This is a genomic window from Hahella sp. CCB-MM4, from assembly GCF_002260525.1.
In the GTDB taxonomy this organism is placed as follows: domain Bacteria; phylum Pseudomonadota; class Gammaproteobacteria; order Pseudomonadales; family Oleiphilaceae; genus Hahella.
Genome location: NZ_MRYI01000007.1, coordinates 72,128 through 98,242, shown reverse-complemented (window position 1 = coordinate 98,242; position 26,115 = coordinate 72,128). Strand labels below are relative to the sequence as shown.

The 26,115-nt window shown below is 52.7% G+C and carries 24 protein-coding genes; 1 reads left to right on the top strand and 23 read right to left on the bottom strand.

Translation table 11 applies throughout. From position 1 onward, the window contains the following. Nucleotides 1-188: 188 nt before the first annotated feature. The 3 genes from BTA51_RS14375 to BTA51_RS14365 are packed head-to-tail and all read right to left on the bottom strand — an operon-like array spanning nucleotide 189 to nucleotide 2,493. Nucleotides 189-587: a VOC family protein gene (locus BTA51_RS14375; RefSeq protein WP_094708347.1), complete on the bottom strand. Its 399-nt coding sequence runs from the start codon at nucleotides 585-587 to the stop codon at nucleotides 189-191. A gap of 7 nt (nucleotides 588-594) precedes the next feature. Next, nucleotides 595-1,455 (bottom strand): CoA ester lyase, encoded by an 861-nt coding sequence (locus BTA51_RS14370; protein ID WP_094708345.1) that lies wholly within the window; start codon nucleotides 1,453-1,455, stop codon nucleotides 595-597. Nucleotides 1,456-1,494: 39 nt separating this feature from the next. After that, on the bottom strand, nucleotides 1,495-2,493 hold the full coding sequence (locus BTA51_RS14365; protein ID WP_094708343.1) for a TRAP transporter substrate-binding protein: 999 nt from the start codon (nucleotides 2,491-2,493) through the stop codon (nucleotides 1,495-1,497). A gap of 266 nt (nucleotides 2,494-2,759) precedes the next feature. Here BTA51_RS14365 and BTA51_RS14360 point away from each other — a divergent pair, with 266 nt between their 5' ends. Then, a complete protein-coding gene (locus BTA51_RS14360; RefSeq protein ID WP_094708341.1) occupies nucleotides 2,760-3,674 on the top strand; it encodes a LysR substrate-binding domain-containing protein in 915 nt (304 codons plus the stop codon). A gap of 100 nt (nucleotides 3,675-3,774) precedes the next feature. Here the strand turns inward: BTA51_RS14360 and bluB are convergent, their stop codons facing one another. The 20 genes from bluB to BTA51_RS14260 form a co-directional block, all read right to left on the bottom strand. Continuing rightward, nucleotides 3,775-4,539, bottom strand: a complete 765-nt coding sequence (bluB, locus tag BTA51_RS14355; RefSeq protein WP_094708339.1) for a 5,6-dimethylbenzimidazole synthase — start codon at nucleotides 4,537-4,539, stop codon at nucleotides 3,775-3,777. Next, a complete protein-coding gene (gene cobD / locus BTA51_RS14350) occupies nucleotides 4,536-5,717 on the bottom strand; it encodes a threonine-phosphate decarboxylase CobD (RefSeq protein WP_094708338.1) in 1,182 nt (393 codons plus the stop codon). Before cobD ends, bluB begins: the two co-directional genes overlap by 4 nt. Then, complete coding sequence (cbiB, locus tag BTA51_RS14345) at nucleotides 5,714-6,640, bottom strand: adenosylcobinamide-phosphate synthase CbiB (RefSeq protein ID WP_094708336.1); 927 nt, start codon at nucleotides 6,638-6,640, stop codon at nucleotides 5,714-5,716. The genes cobD and cbiB overlap by 4 nt, the downstream gene beginning before the upstream one ends. Continuing rightward, the gene (cobN, locus tag BTA51_RS14340; protein WP_094708334.1) at nucleotides 6,637-10,623 is read right to left on the bottom strand and encodes a cobaltochelatase subunit CobN; all 3,987 of its coding nucleotides are present in this window, start codon (nucleotides 10,621-10,623) and stop codon (nucleotides 6,637-6,639) included. The genes cbiB and cobN overlap by 4 nt, the downstream gene beginning before the upstream one ends. Then, nucleotides 10,623-11,759, bottom strand: coding sequence for a cobalamin biosynthesis protein CobW (gene cobW, locus BTA51_RS14335; RefSeq protein ID WP_094708332.1), 1,137 nt, complete (start codon nucleotides 11,757-11,759; stop codon nucleotides 10,623-10,625). Before cobW ends, cobN begins: the two co-directional genes overlap by 1 nt. A gap of 18 nt (nucleotides 11,760-11,777) precedes the next feature. Beyond that, on the bottom strand, nucleotides 11,778-12,566 hold the full coding sequence (gene cobM / locus BTA51_RS14330) for a precorrin-4 C(11)-methyltransferase (protein ID WP_094708330.1): 789 nt from the start codon (nucleotides 12,564-12,566) through the stop codon (nucleotides 11,778-11,780). After that, nucleotides 12,563-13,372: a precorrin-3B C(17)-methyltransferase gene (cobJ, locus tag BTA51_RS14325; protein ID WP_094708328.1), complete on the bottom strand. Its 810-nt coding sequence runs from the start codon at nucleotides 13,370-13,372 to the stop codon at nucleotides 12,563-12,565. Before cobJ ends, cobM begins: the two co-directional genes overlap by 4 nt. Before the next feature lie 103 nt (nucleotides 13,373-13,475). Beyond that, on the bottom strand, nucleotides 13,476-14,267 hold the full coding sequence (locus tag BTA51_RS14320) for a cobalt-precorrin 5A hydrolase (protein ID WP_094708326.1): 792 nt from the start codon (nucleotides 14,265-14,267) through the stop codon (nucleotides 13,476-13,478). A gap of 67 nt (nucleotides 14,268-14,334) precedes the next feature. Continuing rightward, the gene (cobI, locus tag BTA51_RS14315; RefSeq protein ID WP_094708324.1) at nucleotides 14,335-15,093 is read right to left on the bottom strand and encodes a precorrin-2 C(20)-methyltransferase; all 759 of its coding nucleotides are present in this window, start codon (nucleotides 15,091-15,093) and stop codon (nucleotides 14,335-14,337) included. Beyond that, complete coding sequence (gene cbiE, locus BTA51_RS14310; RefSeq protein WP_094708520.1) at nucleotides 15,080-16,408, bottom strand: precorrin-6y C5,15-methyltransferase (decarboxylating) subunit CbiE; 1,329 nt, start codon at nucleotides 16,406-16,408, stop codon at nucleotides 15,080-15,082. Before cbiE ends, cobI begins: the two co-directional genes overlap by 14 nt. Then, entirely contained in the window at nucleotides 16,405-17,046 is a 642-nt protein-coding gene (locus BTA51_RS14305) for a precorrin-8X methylmutase (RefSeq protein WP_094708322.1), read from the bottom strand. Before BTA51_RS14305 ends, cbiE begins: the two co-directional genes overlap by 4 nt. Before the next feature lie 86 nt (nucleotides 17,047-17,132). Next, nucleotides 17,133-18,158, bottom strand: a complete 1,026-nt coding sequence (locus tag BTA51_RS14300; protein WP_094708320.1) for a sirohydrochlorin chelatase — start codon at nucleotides 18,156-18,158, stop codon at nucleotides 17,133-17,135. Nucleotides 18,159-18,195: 37 nt separating this feature from the next. Further along, a complete protein-coding gene (locus tag BTA51_RS14295; RefSeq protein ID WP_246841042.1) occupies nucleotides 18,196-19,035 on the bottom strand; it encodes a precorrin-6A/cobalt-precorrin-6A reductase in 840 nt (279 codons plus the stop codon). After that, on the bottom strand, nucleotides 19,028-20,182 hold the full coding sequence (locus tag BTA51_RS14290) for a cobalt-precorrin-5B (C(1))-methyltransferase (RefSeq protein WP_094708318.1): 1,155 nt from the start codon (nucleotides 20,180-20,182) through the stop codon (nucleotides 19,028-19,030). The genes BTA51_RS14295 and BTA51_RS14290 overlap by 8 nt, the downstream gene beginning before the upstream one ends. 45 nt (nucleotides 20,183-20,227) lie before the next feature. Further along, nucleotides 20,228-20,851 carry a hypothetical protein gene (locus tag BTA51_RS14285; RefSeq protein ID WP_094708316.1) on the bottom strand — a complete coding sequence of 208 codons (624 nt, stop codon included), beginning with the start codon at nucleotides 20,849-20,851 and terminating at the stop codon, nucleotides 20,228-20,230. Then, the gene (locus BTA51_RS14280) at nucleotides 20,841-22,430 is read right to left on the bottom strand and encodes a cobyrinate a,c-diamide synthase (protein WP_094708314.1); all 1,590 of its coding nucleotides are present in this window, start codon (nucleotides 22,428-22,430) and stop codon (nucleotides 20,841-20,843) included. Before BTA51_RS14280 ends, BTA51_RS14285 begins: the two co-directional genes overlap by 11 nt. Further along, nucleotides 22,430-23,071, bottom strand: coding sequence for a cob(I)yrinic acid a,c-diamide adenosyltransferase (gene cobO, locus BTA51_RS14275; RefSeq protein ID WP_094708312.1), 642 nt, complete (start codon nucleotides 23,069-23,071; stop codon nucleotides 22,430-22,432). Before cobO ends, BTA51_RS14280 begins: the two co-directional genes overlap by 1 nt. Before the next feature lie 19 nt (nucleotides 23,072-23,090). Next, complete coding sequence (locus BTA51_RS14270) at nucleotides 23,091-24,827, bottom strand: AAA family ATPase (RefSeq protein ID WP_094708310.1); 1,737 nt, start codon at nucleotides 24,825-24,827, stop codon at nucleotides 23,091-23,093. 10 nt (nucleotides 24,828-24,837) lie between these two features. Next, nucleotides 24,838-25,755, bottom strand: a complete 918-nt coding sequence (locus BTA51_RS14265; protein WP_094708308.1) for a CbtA family protein — start codon at nucleotides 25,753-25,755, stop codon at nucleotides 24,838-24,840. Nucleotides 25,756-25,907: 152 nt separating this feature from the next. Continuing rightward, complete coding sequence (locus BTA51_RS14260) at nucleotides 25,908-26,093, bottom strand: CbtB domain-containing protein (RefSeq protein ID WP_094708306.1); 186 nt, start codon at nucleotides 26,091-26,093, stop codon at nucleotides 25,908-25,910. Nucleotides 26,094-26,115 lie beyond the last annotated feature (22 nt).

Here is a 26,115-nt window from a genome sequence, read left to right as displayed (position 1 = left end):
CTTGGAGCGGGAAACAGAAAGAAAAAGAGGTGCCTGACAGCCATAGGGGTCATGGCATAGGCACCAAATGACGAGAGTCGTCAGTCAGAAGAAGAAAAAGCTTTTTTGTGGCAGGCATTCCTGTGGCAGGCACCCCTGTGGCAGGCTTTCCTGAAACCGCCATCACCTTCAGTACCTGCAACGGTGGACTAGCCTATAGCAGCATCCACATAGTTCGACACTTCAATCAGATTGCCGTCAGGATCGCGAAAGTAAATCGATCTGATCGCACCGGTGGCCCCCGTCCTGGGAACCGGGCCTTCCTCGATAATCACCCCCTGCTGCTCTATGAATAACTTCAGGTCTTCCACAGGTGTTGTACTGATAAAACAGAGGTCCGCGGAGCCGGACATCGGTACCCGGGCATGAGGCCGCAAAGGGGATTGGCTGCTATGAAGGTTGATCTTCTGCTCACCAAAACGCAGTGCTCTCCGATTATCACCGAAGGTCACAACCTCCATTCCAAGAATCCTGGAATAAAAATCACAGGTGTTCTCGATGTCCTTCACCGTCAGGACCAAGTGATCCAAATGCGTCACAATCATCATATTTTCCTTATTGGCCAAGTATACGATTGGCTAGTGCAACCACCGGCGCATCCAACATGCGTCCGTCAAGCTTGGCCGTACCCTGCCCGTGACTTTGCGCAACAGCCATCGCATCGATCACCCGCCGTGCCCATACCTGTTGTTCCAATGGATAGGCGAAGGCCTGATTAACAATAGGAACCTGAGTGGGATGAATACACAGAGCCCCGCCAAATCCCAGGGACTTGGCCTGCATCAGGTTCCGGCCTAGTTGGTCGAGATCATTGAATTCTCCAATCGATCCGGGAAAACCCAGAGCATCCAAGCGAGCTTCACCCGCGACAAGCGCCATGTGTTGGCAGGTGGCCAGCAAACTTTCCGGCACGGCTGGTACACCCAGATCCGCAGCCAGGTCCTCAGAACCCAGCGCTAACGCCCTGACTCGGGGGGAGGACTTCGCAATTGAGCGCAAGTTCAACACACCGGTGCAGCTTTCAATCATCGGAATCAATGAGGTGCTTCCTATCCCCCAGGATTGCTGGAGCTCAAGATCCACCAGATATTGGTCGATCATCTGAATGATCCCCGCGTTCTGGGCTTTGGGCAGCAGAATACTGTGCAGGATCGATAGCGGCAGAGACTGAAGGTCTGCCGCCAGATTGCCAAGATCATTATTCACCCTCACCGCGACACGTTTACCTTCAGAGAACAACCTCTGTGCAGTTTCGAGTATCCCTCCACGGGCTTCTGCCTTGGCAGCCATGGGAACACTGTCTTCCAGATCAATAATGATGACGTCCGCTGCCACATTTACGGCTTTTCGAATAAAGTCCTGCCGATTGGCCGGAACAAACAAATAGCTTTTTGCACTGATGTATTGTGATTCCATGATGGAGCTCTCCGAAGGATTAAACTCAGTCGTTACGGTTCAGGGGGTGTTGTTTGATGCTAGAGCGGCTTCAATGACAGACTTACCGATATCACTCTCAAATTTGTGCCAGACAGGTTCCATCACATTGACCCACTGATCTCTTTCCCGATCGCTAAGCTGCAGAACTTCAGATCTTTCAGAATCGATGATCGCCTGTCTGTCATGAACGGACTTCTGCTCCGCCATCTGATTTCCGTAGGTTATCGCATCCTCCATGGCCTGCTTGAGCCCAGCCCTCAGATCATTATCGAGTCCGTTCCAGAACTCCGTTGATGTGACCACCATATAGTCCACCAACCCATGATTTGACTCTGTAATAAAGGGCTGTACTTCGTGGAATTTTTTGGAGTAAATATTCGACCAGCTGTTTTCCTGCCCATCGATAGCTTTGGTTTGCAGCAGGGTAAACACCTCGGAAAAAGGCTTCTTGATAGATATGGCATCCAGTGCGTCAAACTGCGCCCTTAATACGTCTGACGACATGATTCTGAATTTCTTCCCCATGGCATCCGCCGGCACCCTGAGCGGACTGTCAGCTGAGATCTGCTTCAATCCGTTGTGGAGATAGCCCAATCCCGTCAATCCCAGAGGCTCCATCGACTTCAGTAACTGTTGGCCGGTGGGACTTTTCTGAAAACGCTCGACTGCCGCCATGTCCCTGAAAAGGAAAGGAAGATCATAGACCTGAAGCTTGCGGGTATAGTGGGAAAACTTGGACAGCGTGGGCGCTGCGAATTGAATATCGCCCAGCAACAGGGCCTCAAGGGCCATGTCGTCATTAAACAGCTGGCTGTTGGGGAACACCTCCACTTTGACTCTGTCGCCAAGCCGCGATTCAACCAGCTCCTTGAATTTATTGGCCATCAATCCTTTCGGCGTATTTTCCGCCACAACATGTGAAAACTTCAGTGTAATCTGCTCAGAAGCAGCCGCTTCGGTGAAGGGAAGGAAGACCATCGCAAGAAGCGAGATCAGTTGAATTAAATTTCGCGACATTTGGATCACCTCTACTTATTGTTCTTGAAATTCTTTGCCGGCTGCAGCCTGAAAAACATCTGTGTTTTGGCTGTAGTCTCCGCAAAAGGCGGTGCCACAGTTACTGCTTAGTCAGGGCAACAGTCACAACAAAGTTTGCCTTTGAGAATAATTAAACTTTACTCATTCAATGACAAACGAGTTATATTTGGGGCGTCAGATTATTCCTGATAATCTGACAGAAAATAATGGGCGAATAAGCAAGCGTGAGAGGTCATGCGGAAAAGATGAGAAAAATCCCTTCCATGTCAGCGTTGAGGGCCTTCGAAGCGGCGGCCAGGTTGTTAAGTTTTAAGGATGCCGCAGACGAACTTTGCGTAACCCCTGCTGCAGTGAGTCACCAGATCCAAAAGCTTGAAGAAGAGCTGCAAACACCTCTTTTCCGCCGCTTTAACCGCCGGGTAGCACTGACGGATTCCGGTGCGAAATACCTGGGCAGACTGGGACTGGCCTTTGATGATATCGAAGACGCCACCAGAGACCTGGTACAACGGGGTGACGGTGAGCTGATCTCCCTGGCAGTCCCTCCCATGCTGTTGAGGAGTTGGTTGATTCCCCGTCTGGCCTCGTTTTACGACACCAATCCTCAGTTGAAACTGCGCCTGGTGGACACGTTAAAGTTCCTGGATTTTGACAAGGACCACATCGATGCCGCCGTTCGTTATGGGTTTGGCGGCTGGGAAGGTGTTCACAGTGAGTTTCTGTTCCACGAAGACATGTGCCCGGTCTGCAGTCCAGATCTTCTTGCCGGTGGGAAGGCCCTGAACGGGCCTGAAGATCTGGCCCAATTCAGATTAATCTATACCGAAAGAAGACTTGTCCAATGGGACAATTATCTTGCCGGAGGCGGCTACGGACATATCAAGGCCCGTGGACAATTATGGTTTTTGAACTCGATCCATACCTTCCAGGCCGCACTGGACGGGCTGGGGGTTGCCCTGGTTAATCGAATGTTTGCGGCTGAATATCTGCGTAAGGGCGATCTGGTCATCCCGTTTGAACTACCCAGAGAACCGGGCCACCAGCCGGGCTATTACTTCGTTACCAGTATGCAGAACCAACTGAGCCAAAAAGTGGAAGTGCTGCGAGACTGGATTATCGAACTGGCAGCTGATGTGGCTGAGCCTCCGGTCGAGTCATGACTGTCTTTAGCAGATCTTGGCTAAGGCAGATCATGGCTATGGCAGATCCTGGCAGGACGTTTTAAGTTTGATTGGACCTATTTACCATCCACCAACCTACTTACCATCCATCCACCAACCTATGTCCGTCCACCCATCCAGAATGTGCCCGTATCTGGTCAGTCAGGCTCTGGTGCTGATCTCTTTCCTGTTGCTGCCATCCATCAAAATACACCAGATCCTCCAGGGGTAAACGTTCGCGCCATCCTGCGGTTTGCAGGTCCGGCGCGGCATTGAAATGGGAGACTTTGCCAATACATAAATACGCGATTGGAACAATGTCTTCGGGGATATTCAGAATATCGTGTAAGGCTTCCTGCCGGATAATACTGACCCAGCCGACACCTAACCCTTCTGCCCTCGCAGCCAACCAGAGGTTTTGTACAGCGCAGACCGTGCTGTAGAGATCCACGGTTTTGATATGGGTACGGCCCAGCACCACAGGTCCGCATCGGGAACGATCACAAGTTACGCAGATGTTCATAGGAGATTCCAGAATTCCTTCCAGTTTCAATGAACGGTAGGTGCTTTGTTTTCCCTCCTCAAACATCCGGGCAGCTTCTTCATTCGCGTCCATGAAAGCCCGATGAATTCTTTTTCTAACGGCTTCAGACTGAACCAGAACGAAGTTCCAGGGCTGCATGAAACCGACAGAGGGCGCATGGTGGGCGGCCTGTAAAACCCTCGCGATCTTATCATGCGGAATGGGATCTGGCAGAAACTGCCCGCGAACATCTCGTCGGTTAAAGATGGTTTTGTAGAGACTTTCTCGATCCTTCTCTGAAAATTCGACTTCCTGTGTCGCTGTCTGGGAATGAATTTTCAACGTCGGTCCTCTTCAAAGGATAAAGTAAAAGTGGAGGCTGCCTGCTCTACCCTTTGGCATTTATGCATGTGCTCCGGGTTAAGCAGACCTGTTCTGAGAAGGCTGTAGGATTCATCCACATCAACGACCCGCACCAGAATCCCTTTTTGTGCCAGAAAATTCTGTGCTTCCAGCGCCACGTCGGTTTTAACCAGATAACTTGAGAACAGGCCTTCCCGAATCCTTTGTAACGGCTCCATCCTGTCCACAATGGGGCGCATTAAGGATTCGGTATATTCGGCGGCGATAGCGATCCTTTCACGGGCATTCTGTTGCCAGGCAGTGTCGGCAAATGCTTCCGCAGCGATAGCCTGAGCCGGTCCGTTGACGGTCCAGACACCACAATGCTCCCTGAGCCGCCGGAGAATGGCCTCCTGTGCAAATACGAAGCCTAAGCGCAAGCCTGCCAGGCCGAAGAATTTTCCAAAGGATCGGAGAACAATCATATTCGAGCTGAAGTGATGGGATAACACACTGTCTCCAGGTGTCAGATCCATAAATGCTTCATCCACAATCAGAAATCCGCCCTGATCGAGACGTTCAGCCCATTGTTTGAGTTGTTCCGGGGAAAAGCGCAGGCCTGTCGGGTTATTCGGATTAATGATCACCAAATGACAGCGACTGTTCTCGTTGATTCTTTGCTCGATCCAACGACGACATACTTGTACATCGAAGGACGGATAACGGCTCACCTCCGCCCCGGATTTAATCCACTGAGCAGCATGTTCCTGATAGCCGATTTCAGGAATCAGTACCGGCGCCGACGGCAGACAGTATGGCAAAGCCTGTATGGCCATCTGAGTACCACAGACCGGCAGCAGAGAAGCGTTGCCGTAATAGGCCGAAGCTTGCTCCAGAAACTCTGGCGATTCGTAGGGCAAACTTTGAAACGCTGTTGAAGGGATGTCCCTTACCGGATAGGGATCTGGATTGATACCTGTGGAAAGATCAATCCATTGATTGACGGGGATGCCATAGCGCCGACTTGCGGTGAAAATATCGCCACCGTGCAATATCGTTTTTGATTTTTCTCCTGAGTTTTTCTCTCTTGCGCTTTTATCTCTTGTGCTTTTTTCGGCGCTTTCTTTTCCAGCACAGTCTGAAGACCAGCGAAAGTTGGAACATTCCTGCATTGTCATGCCACTCCTGCGACGATTAACACTGCGACCGTCCAGATCACCAGGGATTTATTGAGCAATCGGCAAGCGTTGTGGATCGAAGCTGATGAGGCTTGCATTCCCACACCGGGCAGCGGCCCCAATGGCGGCCGCTCCTGCCAACGACCATGGTACTGTGCCCCACCCCCGAGGCTGACATTCAATGCACCCGCTCCTGCGGCCATCACCGGTCCGGCATTGGGGCTTTTCCACGTCGGTGCCTGCTGTTTCCAGCACGCCATAGCAACGCTTGTTTCCCCTGCAAGGGCATAGGTTAACGCCGTCAGCCGTGCCGGGATAAAGTTCAGTAGGTCATCGAAACGTGCCGCCGCCCAGCCGAACACCAGATAACGCTCATTCTTATATCCCCACATTGCGTCCAGAGTGTTACTCAGGCGATACAACACAACACCGGGGACTCCGGCGACCAAAAACCAGAACAGGGCTGAAAATATGGCGTCGGCACCGTTTTCCAGCACCGATTCCGTTGCAGCCGTGGCAATTCCTGCCTCATCGAGATCGCGTGTATCGCGGCTGACGATCATCGATACTGCCTGACGTGCTGTTTCCAGATCCCCTAAAGCCAGGGGCCTGGCTATGGCTTCTGCATGTTGCAGCAGACTTTGCCAACCGATCGCCAAATATAAAATCCCTCCGGCGAACAGAGCGTGAATCCAGTGGAATTCCTCAAGCGCCGAGTCCAGCCACCAGGCAGCCAGTGTCAGCGGCATCACAGCGCCAACCAGGGCCAGGACACCTGCCAGATAACCTTCGAAAAGCCTGCGGGCCTGATTCTCTATCCAACCAGCGAGTGTTCCAAATCCAACCAGAGGGTGATATTTGCGGGGCTCGCCCAGTAAACGATCCAGCCCCAGACCGATGAAAAAACTCAAAGGAGACATCATTGGGTTTCCCGCTGTGCATCGATATCCAACAACAGATCCTGTAAGGCCTGTGCATGCTCACCCGGATCCTGCCACATCCCTCTTTGAGTGGCTTCCAGCATACGCTCAGCCATCTCTTCCAGTGCGGAAAGATTATGTTGCTTCAGAAAGTTCTGGTTGAGATCGTCCAGGACCAGCGCTTGTGTGACTTGGGCATATTGATAGTCGTCGATCAGATCCGTGGTAGCGTCGTAGGCGAACAGATAATCAACCGTCGCAGCCATTTCAAAGGCCCCCTTATAGCCATGCTCGCGCATAGCCGAGATCCACTTCGGATTCAGCACCCGTGATCGGATCACCCGGTTCAACTCTTCCTTTAAAGTGCGAATTTTGGGGGCAGCAGGATTGGAGTGGTCACCATGGTATATGGTGGGCATTTCCCCGCTGAAGACTTTGACCGCGTTGCTCATACCGCCCTGGAATTGGTAATAGTCATCGGAATCCAGCAGATCATGTTCACGGTTGTCCTGATTCTGCACTACAACATCGAGCCGGGATAAACGATGCTGAAACTCTTCCCTGGCCTGAATGCCGTCTCCCTGAATCTGGCCATAGGCGTACCCGCCCCAGTTCACATAGGCTTCTGCCAGGTCACCCTTCTGCTCCCAGCATCGTTCGTCAATCAAACCCTGCAAACCGGCTCCATAGGCACCGGGCTTACTGCCGAAGACCCGGAAACTTGCCTGACGGAATGCATCTTCCTGGCTCAGCCCGGTCCCCTGTAAAGCACTCTGCCGCGAAAGAATATGCTGCTGGATGGTGTTGTCGTTACCGGGTTCTTCCAGGCGGGCAATGGCCTGTACCGCGGCATCATAAAGCCTGATCACATTGGGAAAGGCATCCCGGAAGAAGCCGGAAACCCGGAGTGTTACATCTACTCTGGGCCGCTTCAGCAGCATGGTAGGTACAATCTCAAAGTCGACCACCCGGTGCGAGCCTTGCGCCCAGACGGGTTTGATGCCCATCAGGGCAAACGCCTGCGCAATATCATCTCCGCCGGTCCGCATAGTGGCGGTACCCCAAACGGAAAGTCCGAGTTCACGGGGATAATCTCCATGCTCCTGCAGGTGTCGTTCAATCAGCGACTGGGCCGAACGTTCACCAATGGCCCAGGCAGCAGGAGACGGAATAGAACGACAATCCACGGAAAAGAAGTTGCGGCCGGTGGGCAAGGTATCCAGCCTTCCCCGAGTTGGCGCACCACTCGGGCCGGGCGGTATGAATTCTCCCTCCAGCCCCCGTAGCAAAGACGCAATCTCTAATCCGGCACTTTGCTCTAGCGCCGGTTTTAGTCGCTCTCTGGTATAGATCAACTGCCTGAATGTTGAGGGAAATTGACGGGCAATGGCTTCTATTCTTTCTCTTCCTTCGAGAGCTTCTATTCCTAATATTCCTTTCCCCCCATCAATACCTTCACCAGTTTCATCATCCAGTACATAACGATGAATCCACTCGCGGGCCAGAATTTCCAGTCTTTCTCTAGTATCGGCCGCCGTCCGCCAGGGAGCATCAGACACTCTCTTTAGAATATCCGGACGAGGGCCGTTCCATTCTTCCGCTCCGGCCGCGAGCGGATTGAAATCTTCAGTTCTGGGACACAGTTCCAGATCCTGTGCCAGGTTATGCAGAATCCCGCGGCTTTCAGCAGTATCTCCCCGCGGCAACCGGAGTAGCGCTACCAGGGTGTCTGCCAGTTTATCCGTTGGCGGCAGCTCACCTAGAATATGCAGGCCATGCCGGATCTGCGCTTCCTTGATATCACATAGATAGGCATCGAGTTCCGTTAGAAGTTGCTCATCATCGGAAACGCTTTCAAGGTCGCCTCCTATACCCAATTCGTTGATCACTCCTGTGTTACGAACCAGATTGAGAATTGACTCCTTAAGCCAGTTTTCCCTGCGCTTGTCCATCCCGGAAGCCTGATAATATTCATCCACCAAACCTTCGAGTTCGGACAATTCCCCATAGGTTTCCGCCCGGGTCATCGGCGGCATCAAATGATCGATAATCACCGCCTGGGTCCGCCGTTTGGCCTGGGCTCCCTCTCCCGGATCATTCACAATGAACGGGTAAAAATGCGGCATGGGTCCCAGTGCTATATCCGGCCAGCATCCTGAAGACAGTGCCGTGCCTTTGCCCGGAAGCCATTCCAGGTTTCCGTGCTTCCCCACATGGATAACTGCGTCCACCTGATAGGTGTGTCGCAGCCAGAAATAGAACGCCAGATAACTGTGCGGGGGGATCAGATCCGGATCGTGGTAGTTCGCAGCCAGATCCCGGTCGAACCCACGCGCCGGCTGAATCCCGATAAAGGTTTCACCCAGCCGGATCCCTGCCAGTATGATTCTTCCCTGTCGGTATTTAGGATCCTGTTCAGGCTCCCCCCATTGCGCCAGAACCGCCTCGCGGCAGGCTTCAGGCAACGCCTGAAAATAGCGCTGGTACTCCTCCAGTGCCAGGCTTTGCCAGCACGGCAGGAAATTCAACGTATTGGGATTATTGGTGACAGCTTCCAGCAAGGTCTCAATGAGTGCCGTCCCTGTCTCCGGAACGTCCGTTACAGGATATCCGGATTGTTGGAGTGCTTTCAGGATATTCACGGTCGATGCGGGAGTATCCAACCCTACACCATTCCCTATGCGCCCGTCTTTGGTCGGATAATTGGCCAGGATCAGGGCAATGCGTTTTTCCTCATTGGGCTTACACGCCAGTTGGCAATATCGGTAGGCCAGCTGACTGACAAAACGGGCACGCTCCTGATTCAGGTGATAGCGAACAATAGAGGTTTCGCAGCGCCGGCTATAGTAGTTCTCCGTCTTGAAGCTGATGGCACGGGTAATAATGCGACCGTCCATTTCAGGAAGAACCACCTGCATGGCAATATCACGACTACGCAATCCCTGGCTGTAGTCTTCCCAGTCCTGTTCCGTGGTGCTTGATAGTATCAGCTGCAGAACCGGTAGCGGTTTTTCGAACGGCGAATTGAATGATGTGGGTTCTGATGCCAGATCCGGGCTGGATACCCGATTCACGGCGAACCCTGTGGTATTTACAATCAAAACCGCCCCTGTGGCGGCGATCAGGGCGTTTAACTGTTTCAGCGTCGCCTCATCTTTCAGGGATGCCACTGAAACAGGGAGCGGGCAAAGTCCCTGAACTTCCATTTGCTCGATCAACTCGTCGAACATCCGGGTATTGGCACTTTGCAGATGGCTGCGATAGAACAAGAGCAACACAACCGTGTTGACCGATTGTCGATCTTGATTCTTGCCTTGTACCTGTAGGCGATCGCTGCAACGTGAATTCCAACGGGTTTGCCACCAATCCAGAGATTCCAGAATCGACAAATAATCCGACTTCAGGCTTTTATCGGGAGATGCCCCGCTCCCAGAGGGAAAATAAATCGCACAGGGAGCCAAGGACCTGGGCTCAAGCCAGGAGCCGGGATAATCAAAATAGCTTGCGGCCAAAAAGTTGAACAGTTGACGGGAATTATGCGTCCCGCTCTCACGCAGGTAACGCCAGACTCGTAAAGTATCCTCGCGGTTGGAGGTCGAAGCCGCAAACAGTGATTCATCCGGGGCATCGTCACCCGGCACCAGGATCAATTGTCGGTTGTGGCCTCTTCGCTGCGCCCATTCAAGGAGTCTTTCATAGCCATATTCCCAATATCCCTGCCCTCCAAGCAAAGACAGGACTACGACTCTGGCCCGATCCAGAACCTTATCCTGGTAGAGGTCAAAAGCCGCGGGTTTCAGCAAGTGTGTCCAGTTCGCCAGGCGAATGGAAGGATAGTCATCCGGTAGATCTTCTGCGGCGTGAGCCAAGGCCGACAGGCTGCTGTCAGCCGCCGACAGAATAATGATATCCGCCGGTGACTGATTTAGATCGATAATGCCTTCGTCGTCGACGAAACCGCCTGGCTTGGCCGCAAAGAGATGCATCAGGCAACGCTTTCCAATTCGGCCTGTTTCAGAGCTTCCGTCAGAATACCGGCATCCAGGTTTTTACCGATAAACACCAGGCGGGTGTGGCGGGCCTCGTCGCTCTGCCAAAGTCGGTCAAAGTGAACATCAAGGCGCTCACCAACGGCCTGCAGCACCTGACGCATGGGTTTGCCTGGCAACGCAGCAAACCCTTTGGCCCGGTAGATATCATATTGTTTGAGCAAATCCTGCAGATAATTTTGCAACTGTGCCGCGTCCACTTCACCCAGTGTAATTACACAGGAATCAAAGTGATCGTGAGCGTGCTCGTGATGCTCGCCATGGGCATGATGGTGGTCGTGATGATTATGAACATCTTTGATGCGGGATTCGGTGGCCGCCTCAATCCCCAGCAACATCTCCAACGGCAATTCATCATTGATGAATTCACCATTGCTAACGTATACGGTTTTTACCGCCGCAGGTACCCGGCGGCTTACGGTGTCCCTGACCTGCTTGCGTTCTTCGTCGCCCAACAGATCATTCTTGCCGACCAAAACCAAATCGGCGGCACTGAGCTGGTCATCAAGCAGTTCCTGAAGCGTAGGATCATGATCCAGGCTATCATCCGCCAGCCTTTGTGCCTGGACCTTATCCTCATCATGAGCAAAACGCCCGGCGGCAACCGCGGGCCCGTCGATCAGTGTAATTACCGCATCCACGGTGCAATGCTGTTTGATTTCAGGCCAGTTAAATGCCTGAACCAAAGGCTTGGGCAGTGCCAACCCACTGGTTTCAATCAGTATGTGATCAATGTCATCCCGGCGCGCCACCAATTGTTGCATGACGGGCAGAAATTCTTCTTCCACGGTGCAACAGATACAGCCGTTGGCCAGTTCATAGATACCGTTCTCGGAGGCTGCGACTGACGCCCCCTTTCTTTCACCAGACGGATCTTCGCTATCCACTGGCTCTTCGCAATCAAGAGGACAGCTGCGCAACAGATCCGCATCGATATCCAGTTCACCGAATTCATTGACAATAACAGCGATTCTTTTCCCCGCAGCCTGTTTCAGGATATTGGACAGCAAGGTGGTTTTTCCGCTACCCAGAAAACCGGTAACGATGGTGGCGGGTATCTTTTTCAGTTGCATAGTAAATTCCTGGTTTCCTTATCGTTTAACAGTTCTGGGAGTGGCGGGTTTGACCTTGGGACGATAGATATGCGCCTGGTCCTGATCGTAGAGATAGGAATCCCGGAACTGATCTGTATCCAGTACCCGTCCCACCAGAATCAGTGAGGTGCGGGTGAATTTTCTGGCGCGAACTTTTTCGACAATATCACCGAGGGTACCTGTGACTTTATCCTGATCCGGCCACGAAGTGCGGTAACAGACCGCCACCGGGCAATCTTCCCCATAGTGTGGAATCAGTTCCTCGACAATCTTGTGAATCCTGGTGACTCCCAGATGAATAGCCAGGGTGGCGCCACTTTTGGCCAGCTCAGGCAGACGCTCCCGCTCAGGAAACGGCGTTTTTCCCTCGTAGCGGGTCATGATGATGGTCTGGGATACACCGGACAGTGTCAGTTCCTTGCCCAACCAGGCGGCTGATGCTGAGGTTGCCGTCACGCCGGGAATCACTTCATAGTCGATCCCAAGGGCCTCCAGGCGCCGAATTTGTTCGCCAATAGCGCCGTAGACGGAAGGATCTCCCGAGTGAACCCGAGCCACATCCTGGTCCCGCGACTGTGCATCAAGGATGTGTTCAATAATGGCTTCCAGGTCCAGCGAAGCGGTATCGATGATCTTCTCCGCCTGAGATTCCACCGGCTGCAGTATTTCCCTTGGCACCAGGGATCCGGCATAGAGAACCACCGGACATTGACCGATCAAACGTTGCCCTTTAACCGTAATCAACTCAGGGTCCCCAGGACCGGCTCCGATAAAATAGACTTTCATGCCTGCACCTGCTGCATTTCAGTGTCTCGGACCCAACGCTTTTTGTAGCCCCGAGGGGTATAAACCCATTCTTTGGATCCGTTGACAATATGCCTCGATTCACTGTTTCCGACGGAGACCAGGGTAAACATGTCCACGTCTCTGGCATCCAGTTTTTCCAGCGTCACAATATTGATGGATTCATCCGGACGGGTAAGTTGGCGGCCGATAAGAACCGGCGTTTGAGCGGGGCGATATTGCAATAAAATGTCCCTAGCCGTATTGAGCTGCCAGTCGCGTTTTTTTGACACCGGGTTGTAGAATGAGACCACAAAGTCTCCAGCCCCAGCATGATGGATTCGATTCATTATCGTATCCCAGGGAGTCAGCAGATCTGACAGGGATATAGTACAGAAATCATGGCCCAATAAGGCTCCGACACGGCTGGCTCCAGCCTGCATTGCAGATATGCCGGGAATGACCTCTATCTCTACATTCAACCACTCCGGGTGGTTTTCTTTACCAAGAAGCTGTTGATCCAGTAACTCGAATACCAGTGTCGCCATCGCATAGATGCCGATATCACCACTGGAAATCAACGCCGTGGTTTTGCCTGAGGCAGCCAAATCAAGGGCCAGGCGGGCACGACCGGTTTCTTCGCCCAGCGGGAGTTCATGATGGTGTTTACCGGCACACATGGTCCCCAGAAGATCCAGATACAGGCCGTAGGCCACCAGATCCGTGGAAGCCTGAATCGCTTTCAGGGCCTTGGGGGTCAGCAATTCAGCATCGCCGGGGCCTGATCCAATAACAAATAATTTACTCATGAATGCCAGGTCTCATTGGGACATTTTTCTTCAATCTGTCGAGTGCTCAGTTCTATCAATTTGCAAGTTCGGTTTATTCAGTTTAATTACCGAATCTCAGTGCTTAGCTCGTGCTTTTATCTTTGGAATCGGTGCTTGCCGAGGCATAGCTTCGTGCGATGGCACAGGTCGCCCTTCTGTTCTTCTGTTTGGGCAGCAGTAATTCAGAACTCTCCCCGGTAAGATTTTCTGCCCCGTACAAAGCGGCGGACTCAGCCACTCCGTATACACCAACAGTCTTGAACACGTATTCAGATCGGGTACTCAGCAAGTCTTCAACGCTACTCAAATGATCCTTATTCCAGGTACAAAAAGGCTTACCTAACTGCTCCGCCAACGCCATCAGGCCCGCTTCATCAGCCTTGATATCGATACTGTGGATGGAGTCGATATCCTCAATCGATAGACCAGCCTGATTCAGGCATTGGATCAACAAAGCCTCAAGCTCCTCTTTAGGACAATCCCTCTCACACCCCATCCCCACTGTGTAGACGGGGTTCAAATAGGGCTTTGCCGTTGTCACCACCAGTTCAGAACCTAATAGTTCTGCAATTTCCTGCCCCCAGTGATTGGCCCCACCTTCGTGTCCGGACAACAGAGGCACAACGAATCGACCGGCTTCATCCAGTACCAATACGGCAGGGTCTTCATATTTTGAGCGGATGACGGGCGCTAATGTCCTGACGGCGATCCCCATGGCACATATCAGAATCAACCTGTCACCCCCGGAGAACGCTTGCTGAACCTTCTCCGTAAAGGGTTGCGGCTTATACCAGAACTCACTGTCCGCCAACTGCTGTGCCAGTCGGCTACCGAGTCTTTTTCCCGCGTCTGTAAGAGCGATAATTCGTATCAATTCAAACCCGCTAAGCTCATTCGTTGCTCTCTATTCACTCGATATTTGCTCGGTATTTACTCTTTAGTTACTCGTTCGTAGCTTTTTTCGCTGTTCGATCAGGCGTGACGACAAACAGAGAAAAATAGGGGCCCGGTTCACCAGGAGTTTCTTCATTCAGCATGGCAACGTCTGACACGATGCGTTGATTGTCCCGTCCGATGTATTCCAGGTAACGAGCCTGTCCCGCCCTGCCGCTTTCCTCCAGCAGTCTTAGAATCCGTTGCCGTGCCCTTCCCGCTTTCATAATCACCACGCTGCTGTGGCGTTTTAGTGTGTCCAGAATCATGTCGTCAGGATGGCGACCACTAATCACCGCATAGGATTCCTTCAGCAGGGTCAAAGGCATCGCGAGCGCTGCCGAAGCGGCATGGGTTGACGCGATGCCGGGCACCGCTTCACAGCGACAGTCAGGCTGCAGACGCTGGAGAAGATAGGAAAATGAACCGAAAAAAAGCGGATCCCCTTCACACAGGAATACGACTTTCTTTCCTTCTGAGACATGCTTCCGAATAAGAATGGACGCTTCGTCGTACACCGCATTGGCAATGCTGCGGTCCTCGCACATGGGAAGCTCTATCGGAAGTTCCAGTTGCGACCTGTCGACTTCTTCCAGAATCTGCCTGGCGATAAAGCGCGCCTGTGATTCACCCTTATCATTGGTCAGATAGGTGACCACATCGGCCTCTCTGATCAAGCGAGCGGCCTTCAGCGTTAACAGCTCTGGATCTCCGGGTCCGACACCAACGCCGTAGAGGCACCCGTTAACGTGATTATTCTGGGTCATTTCCGAGCCTATTTTTTGTGTCTGCGGATTTAACAAAGCGGAACAATGTGACCGGTAGTGCAGGCCGATAAAGCAACTGTCCAGCGAGCGAGCCACCCCGGCTTACCGCAATCTGTAGCGTTTCCATGTGTGCGTCATGAATCAGGTTTCTCTGCTCCATGAACTCAATCAATTGATACCGGGTGTTTTCTGTTACCGCAGAGGCTGCCAGTATTCCGCCAACGGGTAACTGGTCCCAACACAGCGCCAATAATTCGGACAACCTTCCATCACTGCCACCAATGAAGACTTTGCTTGGTGAAGGCAGATCTGTCAGTACTTCCGGCGCATGACCCGCCTGAATCTTCAGGTTGCTGACCACCCCGAAACGCTGACGGTTCGCTTCCAGATGTTGTAGCCGTTCGGGGTGATGCTCAATGGCAAACACTCTGCATCGTTCATTCCAATAGGCCAACTCAATGGCTACAGATCCACAGCCCGCCCCGATATCCCATATAACATCATCGTTACCCGGCTGCAGAAGAGAGAGAATATTAAGACGTACCTCTCTCTTCGTGATCATGCCTTTGCCCGGCTCTTCACCCGTGATAAATCGATCGTCCTGTATGCCGGGAAATTCCGGCAGGAAACCTCCTCGTCCCTGACAATTAATGACGGTGACATGCAAAGGGTCGAATGCCTCATCCATAACTGCCAGCTCTCTGGCGGTAAAATGACGAATACGCTGCTCGGAATACCCGAGAGATTCGCAGACACTAAGATGTGATTCATCAAAGCCCGCGGCGATACACTCCTGGGCCAGAATGGATGGCTGACTGTGTTTATCAGTCAACACCACCAGCGTCTTGTTTGCTTTCAGTGCCGTCCGAATACCTTGCAACGGTCTGCCGTGAAGGCTAAGTACTTCAACATCCTGCAAGGCAAGTCCAAGAGCATGGCAAGCCGCCTGGATACTGGAAACGGCAGGATAAAAGCGTAACCTCTCCGAGGGAAAATGACGCTTGAACCATTTACCGATGCCATAATAGAGAGGATCACCTGACGCTAATACAACGATGGGTCTAGCAGTTTTATCCTGGGCCATTTTTTCCGCCTGAGCCAATGCTTCCACCTGTTCCAGTTCGTCCAGATGGCGCGGTAGTTCAACCAGTGGCGGCAGTATCAGAGTCTGTTGATCCTGTAGCAGGCTCTCAACGATTTTTAACTGACGGGACGATCCAATCACCCATCCGGCGCGATTCAGCGCGCTTAAAGCTGCGGAACTTAATTCCGGCTGCTCACTGACGCCAAGACCGATAATGTGGATCGGGTTCAATACCATTCCCCCCGCTGGCATCTCAGCAACGCATTACAGGTCGCTGATGACACCGCACTACCACCTTGTCTGCCCAATAACGTGATGCATTCGATTTCCAAAGAACGATGACACTCCCATAACGCCTGTTTGGATTCTGCCGCACCGACGAACCCGACCGGCATACCGATGATCAACGCAGGCCTGGGCGCTCCCTGCTCCAGCATTTCAAGCAAGCGAAACAGTGCCGTGGGTGCATTACCGATAATCACAATGGCATCCTGCAATATGGGTTTCCACAATTGCAGAGCCGCCATGGAACGGGTTTCCCCCAGCTCAGCGGCGATTTCCGGCACCTCAGGAGCATTCAGAAAACACAAGGGTTCCGATGTCAGCATCCGTTTGGTTAACCCCTGCTTCACCATTTCAGCATCGCACAGAATCGGCGTATTTCCGGCCAGAGCGGCCAGCCCGCTTTCACAGGCTTGATCACTAAACCGGATCTGTCCGGCAACCTCAGGCATACCGATACTATGAACGACCCTCATGACCACCTGTTCCTGCTCAGGCGATAAGCCGGACAGGTCCGTCAGTTCCCGGATTTGCCGGAAACTTTCCTGCTCTATGCGTTTCGGGTCGGTTTCGTAATGAAAAGGCATGGTTACCGTCAGCTTTATTCTGTTGTCATTAGGATCAGTCGCTATTCACATCAGTCACTAGTCAGATCTGCCACTATTCCTAACTGTCACTGTTCGGATCTGTCAGGATCATGTGCGTGGCTGTGCTCATGATCCTGATGGTGATGATCATGATGATGGTGGTGATCGTGTCCGTGATGATGGTCATGGCTGTGATGGTGATGATGGTGGTCAGCATCCGTCCCAATGCCCTGGACATGGTGATGATGACTCTCCTGAGGACGACCGACTTTATGTTCCGCACCGACAATCTGCACCCGGTACTGGCAAAGCTGGCAGTTCATATTGGGATTGCCGGCTTCTATTTCTTCCAGCTTTTCCACAAAGGTATCGATCACCTTCTCGTGATCATTCAGGTAGGGAGCTTTCACCACCGTGACGTCCGGATGAGCCTGGGCATATTCATCGGTCCAGGCATAGATTTTTTTCACCAGGCGGCCGGTAAACAGGAAATAAGGGAACACAATCACCTGTTTAAAGCCCAGACCATGGGCACGTTCCAGGCAATCAGGCACCAGTGGAGTGGTCACACCGCTATAACAGGTAGTCGCCCAACCAAAGCCCATGCCTTCTTCCAGGAAGCGGGTGATCTTACAGATATTGGAATTGGCGTCCGCATCTGAAGCCCCACGACCGACCACCACCAGCAAGGTATCCTTACGCTGATATCCGGCCCCGATCTTATCTTTGAGTTCTTCTTCCGCTTGTTCAATCCGGGCCTGAGCAGCCTGCAACATCTTGGGATTTACTCCCAGTTCGGCCCCGTAATCGATCTTGATACCGTATTCCAACTGCAAAGCATTCAGCTCGCTGGGAATATCATTCTTTGCATGACCTCCCGCCATCAACATTCCGGGAATGGCCTGGATGTGTCTGGCTCCCTGCTCGACCAGCTTTTCCACGCCCTGTGCAATGATCGGACGGACGAATTCCAAAAAACCTGTCTCCACCAACCGGTCAGGAAATCTCTGCCGGAAATGGTCTGCCAACTGATAGAATTCTTCCACCGCTTCCACATCGCGCGAACCATGACCCACAAACAGGATCGCTGGCTTATCGGGTGAAGTCGTCATTACTTAACCTCTGCATCTCAGTATTCATTTAATATTGTTATTCGCAGTGCTTTGTGACCTGCCCGGACATAAACTGCCCGACCACAAAGCTTGCCGCCTCGGCAATCTCGCCAAATTCATATTCCACCGGCGTCAGGACCGGCCTTTCCAGCATATAGACCGGTATTCCCATCTCTCTGGCCGCCGTGATCTTGGCAACGGTGGAATCACCGCCGCTGTTCTTGCTGACCAGCACGTCGATCCCATGCTCCTGCAGCATTTTTCGCTCTTCTTCGACCGCAAACGGCCCAATGGCTTTTACCCATTTCATGGTTCCCGGGAGCTCGAAATGGGGATACACCGCGGTTCGCAACAGCTGACGTTGCCCTTGCTGCTGATAACCAGCCAATGTATCCAGGCTTTCCCTGTCGGGTTGCCCCGCTGTTAAAAACACGGACTTTTTTCCCTTTAGGGCCTGAAGCAATGCGTTCCAATCGGAGAACGATGTCCAGTCATCGCCGTCCTGCGGCATCCAAGCCAGTCGCTGGAATCGCCAATACGGTATCTTGCATGCAGCAGCGGCCTGCACTGCGGTTTCACTCATGGTGCTTGCATAGGGATGAGTGACATCCAGAATCGCATTGATATTTCTGTCATTGATAAATGCCGGCAAACCACCCACCTGTGAGAAGCCACCACTGAACACCTCACATGGAACATCCGGTATCCGGACCAGACCGGCAATGCTGTAAATCAACTTGATGCCTTGTGCTGACAAAATACCTGCCAGACGCCGGGCATCAGCTGTACCCCCTAACAGCAAGAGCGTTTTTGGATCAGTGGACTGGTCTCGACCAGTCATCAGTCTGTTTTCATTCGCTACGCTTCTATCAGTCATGAAAAGCCTGCCCGGCTGAGCCAACAAAATTGCCTTGCCGGTCAATGGTCCATACCTCAAGCTCGATATCCTTGGGGACAATCGCCCTCGCTCTTTTCAACGCGGCTTCACACACTGCATCGGCCAGGGGAATGGCGTTTTCCTGGCATAACTTCAACACCTCAATACTGGTGTTGGCGTTCTGAATCCCGTTGATTAACTCGGCATTTCCACCCAGAGCCTTCGCCATGTCTGCCATCTGCTGAAAGTCGATAGACGAGGCCTTGCTGTGCAGATCAAGGTGCCCGTTAGCCAACTTGGTTATTTTTCCGAAGCCGCCACACAGGCTGACCTTCGCTATTTTTACTTTCTTCAGATACTTCAGTACCGCGCCGACAAAATCACCCATCTCTATCAGCGCCATGTCAGACAATTGATAGTGAGCACGGATGGCCGCCTCACTACTACTTCCGGTGGTCGCCGCAATGTGATCAATGCCGTTTGCCCGAGCCACATCAATTCCCTGATGAATAGATGCGATATAGGCCGCACAGGAAAAGGGTCTGACAATACCTGTGGTTCCCAGTATCGACAGTCCTCCCAAGATCCCCAATCGGGGATTCATGGTTTTCAGGGCCAGTTCCTGTCCGGTTTCGACGCCGACTTCCACTTCGAAGCCTCCCTGATAACCGAACTCCTCGGCAGATTGGTCCAGATGGTCCCGTATCATCTGCCTAGGTACCGGATTGATGGCCGGTTCTCCAATTCCGAGACTAAGACCATCTCGGGTGACTGTTCCCACGCCTTGTCCAGCTTTGAACCTTATTCCTGGTGTCGGGGACAGTCCCAGAATGACAAATACCCTGGCCCCGTGAGTGACATCAGGGTCGTCTCCGGCATCCTTGACTGTCGTCGCCTTTACGCGACCGTCATCCAATCTGACTCGTTCAACTATTTTGAGTTTAACCAGCTTCCCCCTGGGCAATTTAACCGTCACAAGAGGCGACTTCAGCTCGGCATTATTTTCCTGTTGAGACTTTGTCTTTTCCTCGATTCCTTTCGGGGCTAACAGAGATTGTACGGCGGCGACACAACAGGCCGTTGCACAGGTACCGGTCGTTAATCCGGTCCTTAACCGCTTCGGCTGTTCACTGCTTTCCGGCCACATATCAGCTTGTCCGTATCAGCTTGTCCGTCTCAACTTTTGAGCTGCCTAAACAGCCTGACTTAGCCAATAGCTTCCGAGCACAACGGATGCCGACGCGATCAGATATTGATTCCACCTGAACAAGCGCTCGCTGAGCGTCTTCAATTTGACCTGAATGGCTCCCAACCCAAGACCGAAACAAAGCATGGACAGCAAAACCCCCATCGAGAAAACGAGGATGTATGCAATCGCAACGGATAGTTGCCCCTGGGTAATGACCGGCACCAACGCCAAGGCGGAGGCACTCCCGGCCAGACCGTGTAACATTCCCACCAGCAATGGCGCTTTTCTGCCACCAGGCCGAGGCTCATGGTGGGACGGGCGAGCGCCATGGCGATGGCGATAGAAGCACATCATTCCAATAGCAATCAGCAGGACCCCGACACTGGCCTCAGCGGAAATCTGCAAAGGCTCGGGCAACCGGAAGCCCAGACCAAACAGTAACAACCCGCAGGCCAATAGCACGCCTCCGTGCCCCAGCGCCCAACTGGCACAGTACTTAAGAGTTCGGCGAACACCCGCTTTCTCACTGCTTAATGCGGATACGGCCATCACATGATCCGGATCCAGGGCATGAATAAAACCGAGGGAGAAGCCGGCACCAATCAGGGCAAAAGAACTAGACAACACGACTCACCTCCTGGTGTTCGGATGTGGAATGTTTCAGTTTAAACAGGCCTGCAACGGCATTAGGATTCGAGGGAAAAAACATATGCAGATAGGTCGCCGTGAGTCCCCGGCTTCGATAGATCGCTTCGCCAGGAGCAGGATGCCGTTGCCGTCGGCCATAGCTGATCGGTTCAGGGGTTTCAAAACTACGGGAACGATGATGCGCATGAGCCTGTATTTCGCCCTCAGGCAACACGGCCGTCTGCATACCCTGACAACCGCGCTTGCCTCTCATCATGCCTTGACCCGGCAACAGGCCCAGCATGGGGAAGGTTCGCTCTTCAAGATCCGTCAGCGTATCCAGGCAATACAGGAAACCTCCGCATTCGGCCAGGATGGGCTTATTGCTCAGGAAGAGCGCCTTAATTGCGGCCTTCATGGGTTCATTTCTCGACAGCGCCTGGGAATATAACTCCGGATACCCCCCGGGCAACCAAAGCGCATCCACGACTCCCGGAGATTCATCTTCCAGTGGCGAAAAAAATCGGCATTCCGCTCCAAGATATTCCAGCAATCGGATATTGGCAGCATAGATAAAACTGAAGGCAGCATCCCTGGCGATTCCGATGCTTAATCCTTCCAAAGGTTTTCCCTTGTTTTGAGATAGAGCATCTGTTTGGTTTGATAGCGCGTCAGAGTGGTTTGATAGAGTCTCGGTGTGGTTTGGCAGAGTCTCGGTGAAGATTGATAATGCGCTAGTCTCGGCAGGATAAAAGGTCACTGGTGAAAAACCAGAAACACCTGTTGCGCTAGATTTCTTATTTTCGGTTTGGCCACCCTCCATGTCACCAATACCAAGCAACCCGCAGCTATCCAGCCCTCCGGCAGCCAATGCCTTAGCGCCGACTTCGAATTTGTCTTCCAGTTCATCGCGCACTTCGCTCGCTTGCACCAGACCAAGATGTCTTTCGGGCAAGGCCAGTGACGGATCTCGCGGCATGGTGGCCAGCAGAGGCAGTGTGTCCGGGAGCGCACCCCTGATGAGTTCCGCATGGCGCTCGCTACCACAATGATTGGCAATCATCCCGACGACATTGATCCCTTTGCGGAACCCGGCCAGACCCGTTGCCAAAGCTGCAACTGTCTGAGCCATGCCTTTCACATCCATCACCAGAAGGATGGGAATGCCAAAGCGTTCAGCCAGATCAGCACTGGAAGGTTCACCATCGAACATACCCATGGCACCTTCAACGAGAATCACGTCAGATACTCTGGCCGCCTCATAAAGTGCCTGTTGGCAGTACGACTCGCCAGCCATCCACATATCGAGCTGTTCAACCGGGTTGCCTGAAGCCTGTTCCAGAATCTGGGGATCCAGATAATCGGGTCCGGTCTTGAAGATCCTGACACTCTTGCCCCGGTTGCGAAGATAACGTGCCAGTGCCGCGGTCACAGTGGTCTTGCCCTGACCGGAAGCCGGAGCCGTCAGGAACAGGGCCGGACAGGTAATTGGAGCTGCTTTGCTTTTTACAGACAGATGACTTTTTACAGACAGATGGCTTTTTATAGTCTGATTGCTTTTGGCAGACAGATCGCTCATCAGTATTCGATTCCTGGCTGAGCTTTAACGCCGAGACGGAACGCGTGGCGTTCATCCTGAACGACACTGATCGTGTCAGCGACTTCCTGTAACGGAAGAGCCATGGTGCGCCCGGTAATGATCACATTCTGCGCCAACGGACGGTGTTCAAGCGCCACTACAACGGGTTCCACATCAAGATAGCCGTACTTGAACATGTAGCTCATCTCATCGAAAACCAACATGTCGTATGTCGGATCTTTCAGTAATTCTTCAGCCAGAGCCCAAGCCTTCTTAGCGGCTTCTATGTCCTGCTCACGGTCCTGAGTTTCCCAGGTAAAGCCGTGTCCCATGACATGCCAGTCAACTTGCGGATGATCTTTGAAGAACTTGTATTCGCCAGTCTCCGTGCGCCCCTTGATAAACTGGATAACGGCACAGCGCTTGCCATGCCCCACCGAGCGAAGCATCGTCCCGAAGGCAGAACTGCTCTTACCTTTGCCGTTCCCCTTGAGCAAAATCAGGACGCCCCGCTCTTCCACCGCCTGCGCAATCTTGGCATCCATTACCGCTTTGCGGGCCGCCATTCTCTCTCGGTGCTTATTTTCCAGGTGCTTACTTTCCAGATCCTTGCTTTCCAGGGTCTTGTCGTCATTGCTCATCGTATTCTGGAACTCCTGATTATGCGGTGACCGATTCATTGAAAAACAGTGACAGATAACCTGCGCCCAGCTCCCTGGCGATGTCTTCTGCTCTTCCCCTCTTGACCGGTGAAAGTTCAATATCGATCACAGTGCACTCGCCCATCAATCGAATATCAGAAAGGTCCTGACGGGTGCGGCCATCGGTCAACAAATAAGTATGAATGTGAGTGTCAGGTTCCTGTTGCTGCAGCTTATGCAAATAAGAGCGCGCTTCCAGCAACACGTCTCTGAGGGGGGTTCCGCCTCCGCCTGGCAGATCATCCAATAATTCACGAATATCTTTGGGAGAACGAAATCGCCTGCTGAGTATGGTTTGCACCCGATCATTGCCAAACCCCAATATGACCAACTGGTTTCGCTCCAGATAAGCCTGCTCGGCAATGCTCGCAACCACTCCCTTGGCCTTACCAAACAACTGGTTTTTCAATGTGGAGCCGGAGGTATCCAGCAGAACAAGGTGCAGCTTTGAGCAGCCCCCACTTCTTTGACGAAAGCGAATCGACGCGGGGGGCCACTGTCCGGCAGACGTTAACAACGTCCTGAACCAATCAGGCACGTTCTTCCTGAAAACTCTTGATCGACCGGCTCCCTGGCTGTTTCCTTTGGACTTACCGCCGGTCAATATTTTCGTGGAAGGCTTTTGAAGTGATTTTTCTATCCTGGACTCGGCATCTTGATTAGGTGGGATAATCCCCTCTTCCAGGCTTTCTGTTTCCTGGAACTGTGGGGGCATATCTCCCCATTGACCGACATTGCCACTGACTTTCGAATCATTGCCGGATTGAATATTTTCGTTATCCGCACCGGTGTTTTTCGAAGCTGAAGGTCTTGAAAAGTTATTCTGTCCACCGGCAGGTGGCTTAGGTGAGCGAACCTGATTTCTTCGATGGGCCAGCACTAACGCTTCAACCGCATCAATGTCCTCGATGTCTATTTCACTACGCCCATTCCAAGCCGCGTTGGCCAGCGCCGCACGATACCAGACGATGTCCGCACGCATACCATCCACCTGTGCCGCATGACACCTCTCGGCAATCTCGACCCGTAAACGATCCGCGCAGCTGACGCCGGATATATCTTGCCTCGCCCGGGCAATATTGCTTCGCAGACTCTGCTGCTCACTGTTGTAAGCATCGCAAAATGCGGAAGGATTCCGATCAAACGCTTCCCTACGGCGCACTATCTCAATGCGTTCCTCAATCGAGAAATGGTTATCCAGTTCCACCATCAAGCCGAAACGGTCACGCAACTGTGGCCGAAGCTCTCCTTCATCAGGATTCATCGTACCGATCAAAAGAAATTCCGCTGCATGGGTGTGGCTGATCCCATCCCTTTCTACACGATTGACGCAACTGGCTGAAACGTCCAGAAGCAGATCCACCAACGGATCTGCCAGCAGGTTCACTTCATCCACATAGAGAACACCTTCGTGGGCCTTAGCCAGTATGCCGGGATGGAAAGCAACCTCACGGTCATTCAGCACTTGCTGTAGGTTTAATGTGCCCACCAGCATATCTTCCGTCGCACCCAATGGCAGCGTCACAAAGGATGGACTTCCCGGTAACACATCTGCCAGACCTCGGGCCAGGGTCGATTTGGCGCAGCCTCTCGGCCCACTGATCAGCACACCGCCGATCGAGGGGTTAATCGCTGCCAGAATCAGGGCCTGTTTGAACAGGGACTGACCGGTAATTGCCGAGAAGGGGTAATCCATAGCTGGTGTCTCAAGCCCCGGATGCAAGGGCTTGCGAGGAGCTATTAAGTACCCAACGTTTTAATACCCAGGCACTCAGAATGCCCATTGCCACCCAGAAAATCAGGTTGGCCACACTGCTGGCGATAATGAAATCGTGATGCAGGCTGCTCAGCGCTGCTACGGCGTTCGCGTCAGGGTGACCGAATTCAGGACCTTGGTGCTGAGGGGCACCGATGACGTATGGAACAGCAATGGCCAACAGCCCCAGCGCCTTATACTTAATCGGAGAAAATGCCAGCACCGCCAGACCTGTTGCAGAGGCAACCACCGCCAGCAACCACCACTCCTGGCGGTATTCAAGTGGAGCCGCCTCTATGCCAGGAATCTCCGGAGGTAGACCGATACCTGGAGCGGCAAAACAGACGATAAATCCTGCGATGCCCCAGGCAGCGCCTCTGGATATATTGATGTTGGTAATGCCCATGGCCTGAGCCTGAGCCATCAAAGACAGCAATAGCGCGGAGAAGCCAATGCTCGCCAGGATGTTGGATACAAGGGTATACAAGGTACGTTCAGCGCCGTCTTCAGGAGCCCAGGCTTCTGAATCATGTTCGTGGCTGTGGCCTTCAGTGGCGGCCTGCTGATGGTTGTGATTTTCAGATGTCCCATGCTCATGGTTTTCAACTAAACCTAGCTCAAGGCTGTCATCCAGCCCATGCTCATGGTTTTCATTTATCCCATGCTCATGGCTGTCGACAGACGATTCATGATCGTGATCGGTCATGGCCTGATGGTCGTGGTCGGCTACCGGTGCTTCGTCAGCGGTTTCATAGACCTCAGCTGCAAATATGATGGGGGTGACGCCGATCGTTTGGGCGGCGGTCAACAGGAGTCCGGCCAATAGCCCGACGAATAGCGCATTTAATATAATTCTACGAAATAGCATGACAGCCTCTTTATCGTTTTCTTCGTGGGCACAGTGTCTAGATGGACACAGCGATGCCTCCCCCAAACCGGTTCAAACCACGGTTAGGCGAGATGAGTCACCACAGGCAACAGCCTGATCGTTCCGATCATGATCGGTTGATTGAAAACGTTTTAGTGGCAGGGAAATGCCAGGGAGTGACGCGTATCATGGGCAGCATTATGTGCTGCTCCCATTGGCAGGAAACCAACGGCATACACAATCACTGCGCCAAACACAAAAGCGCTGATTGTTTGCAGAAGAGTAAAACTGGCAGACCTGGAGACGGACTGCTGACTTGAGACTGACTGAATAGACATACCGATTACCTCTGGCACCCAC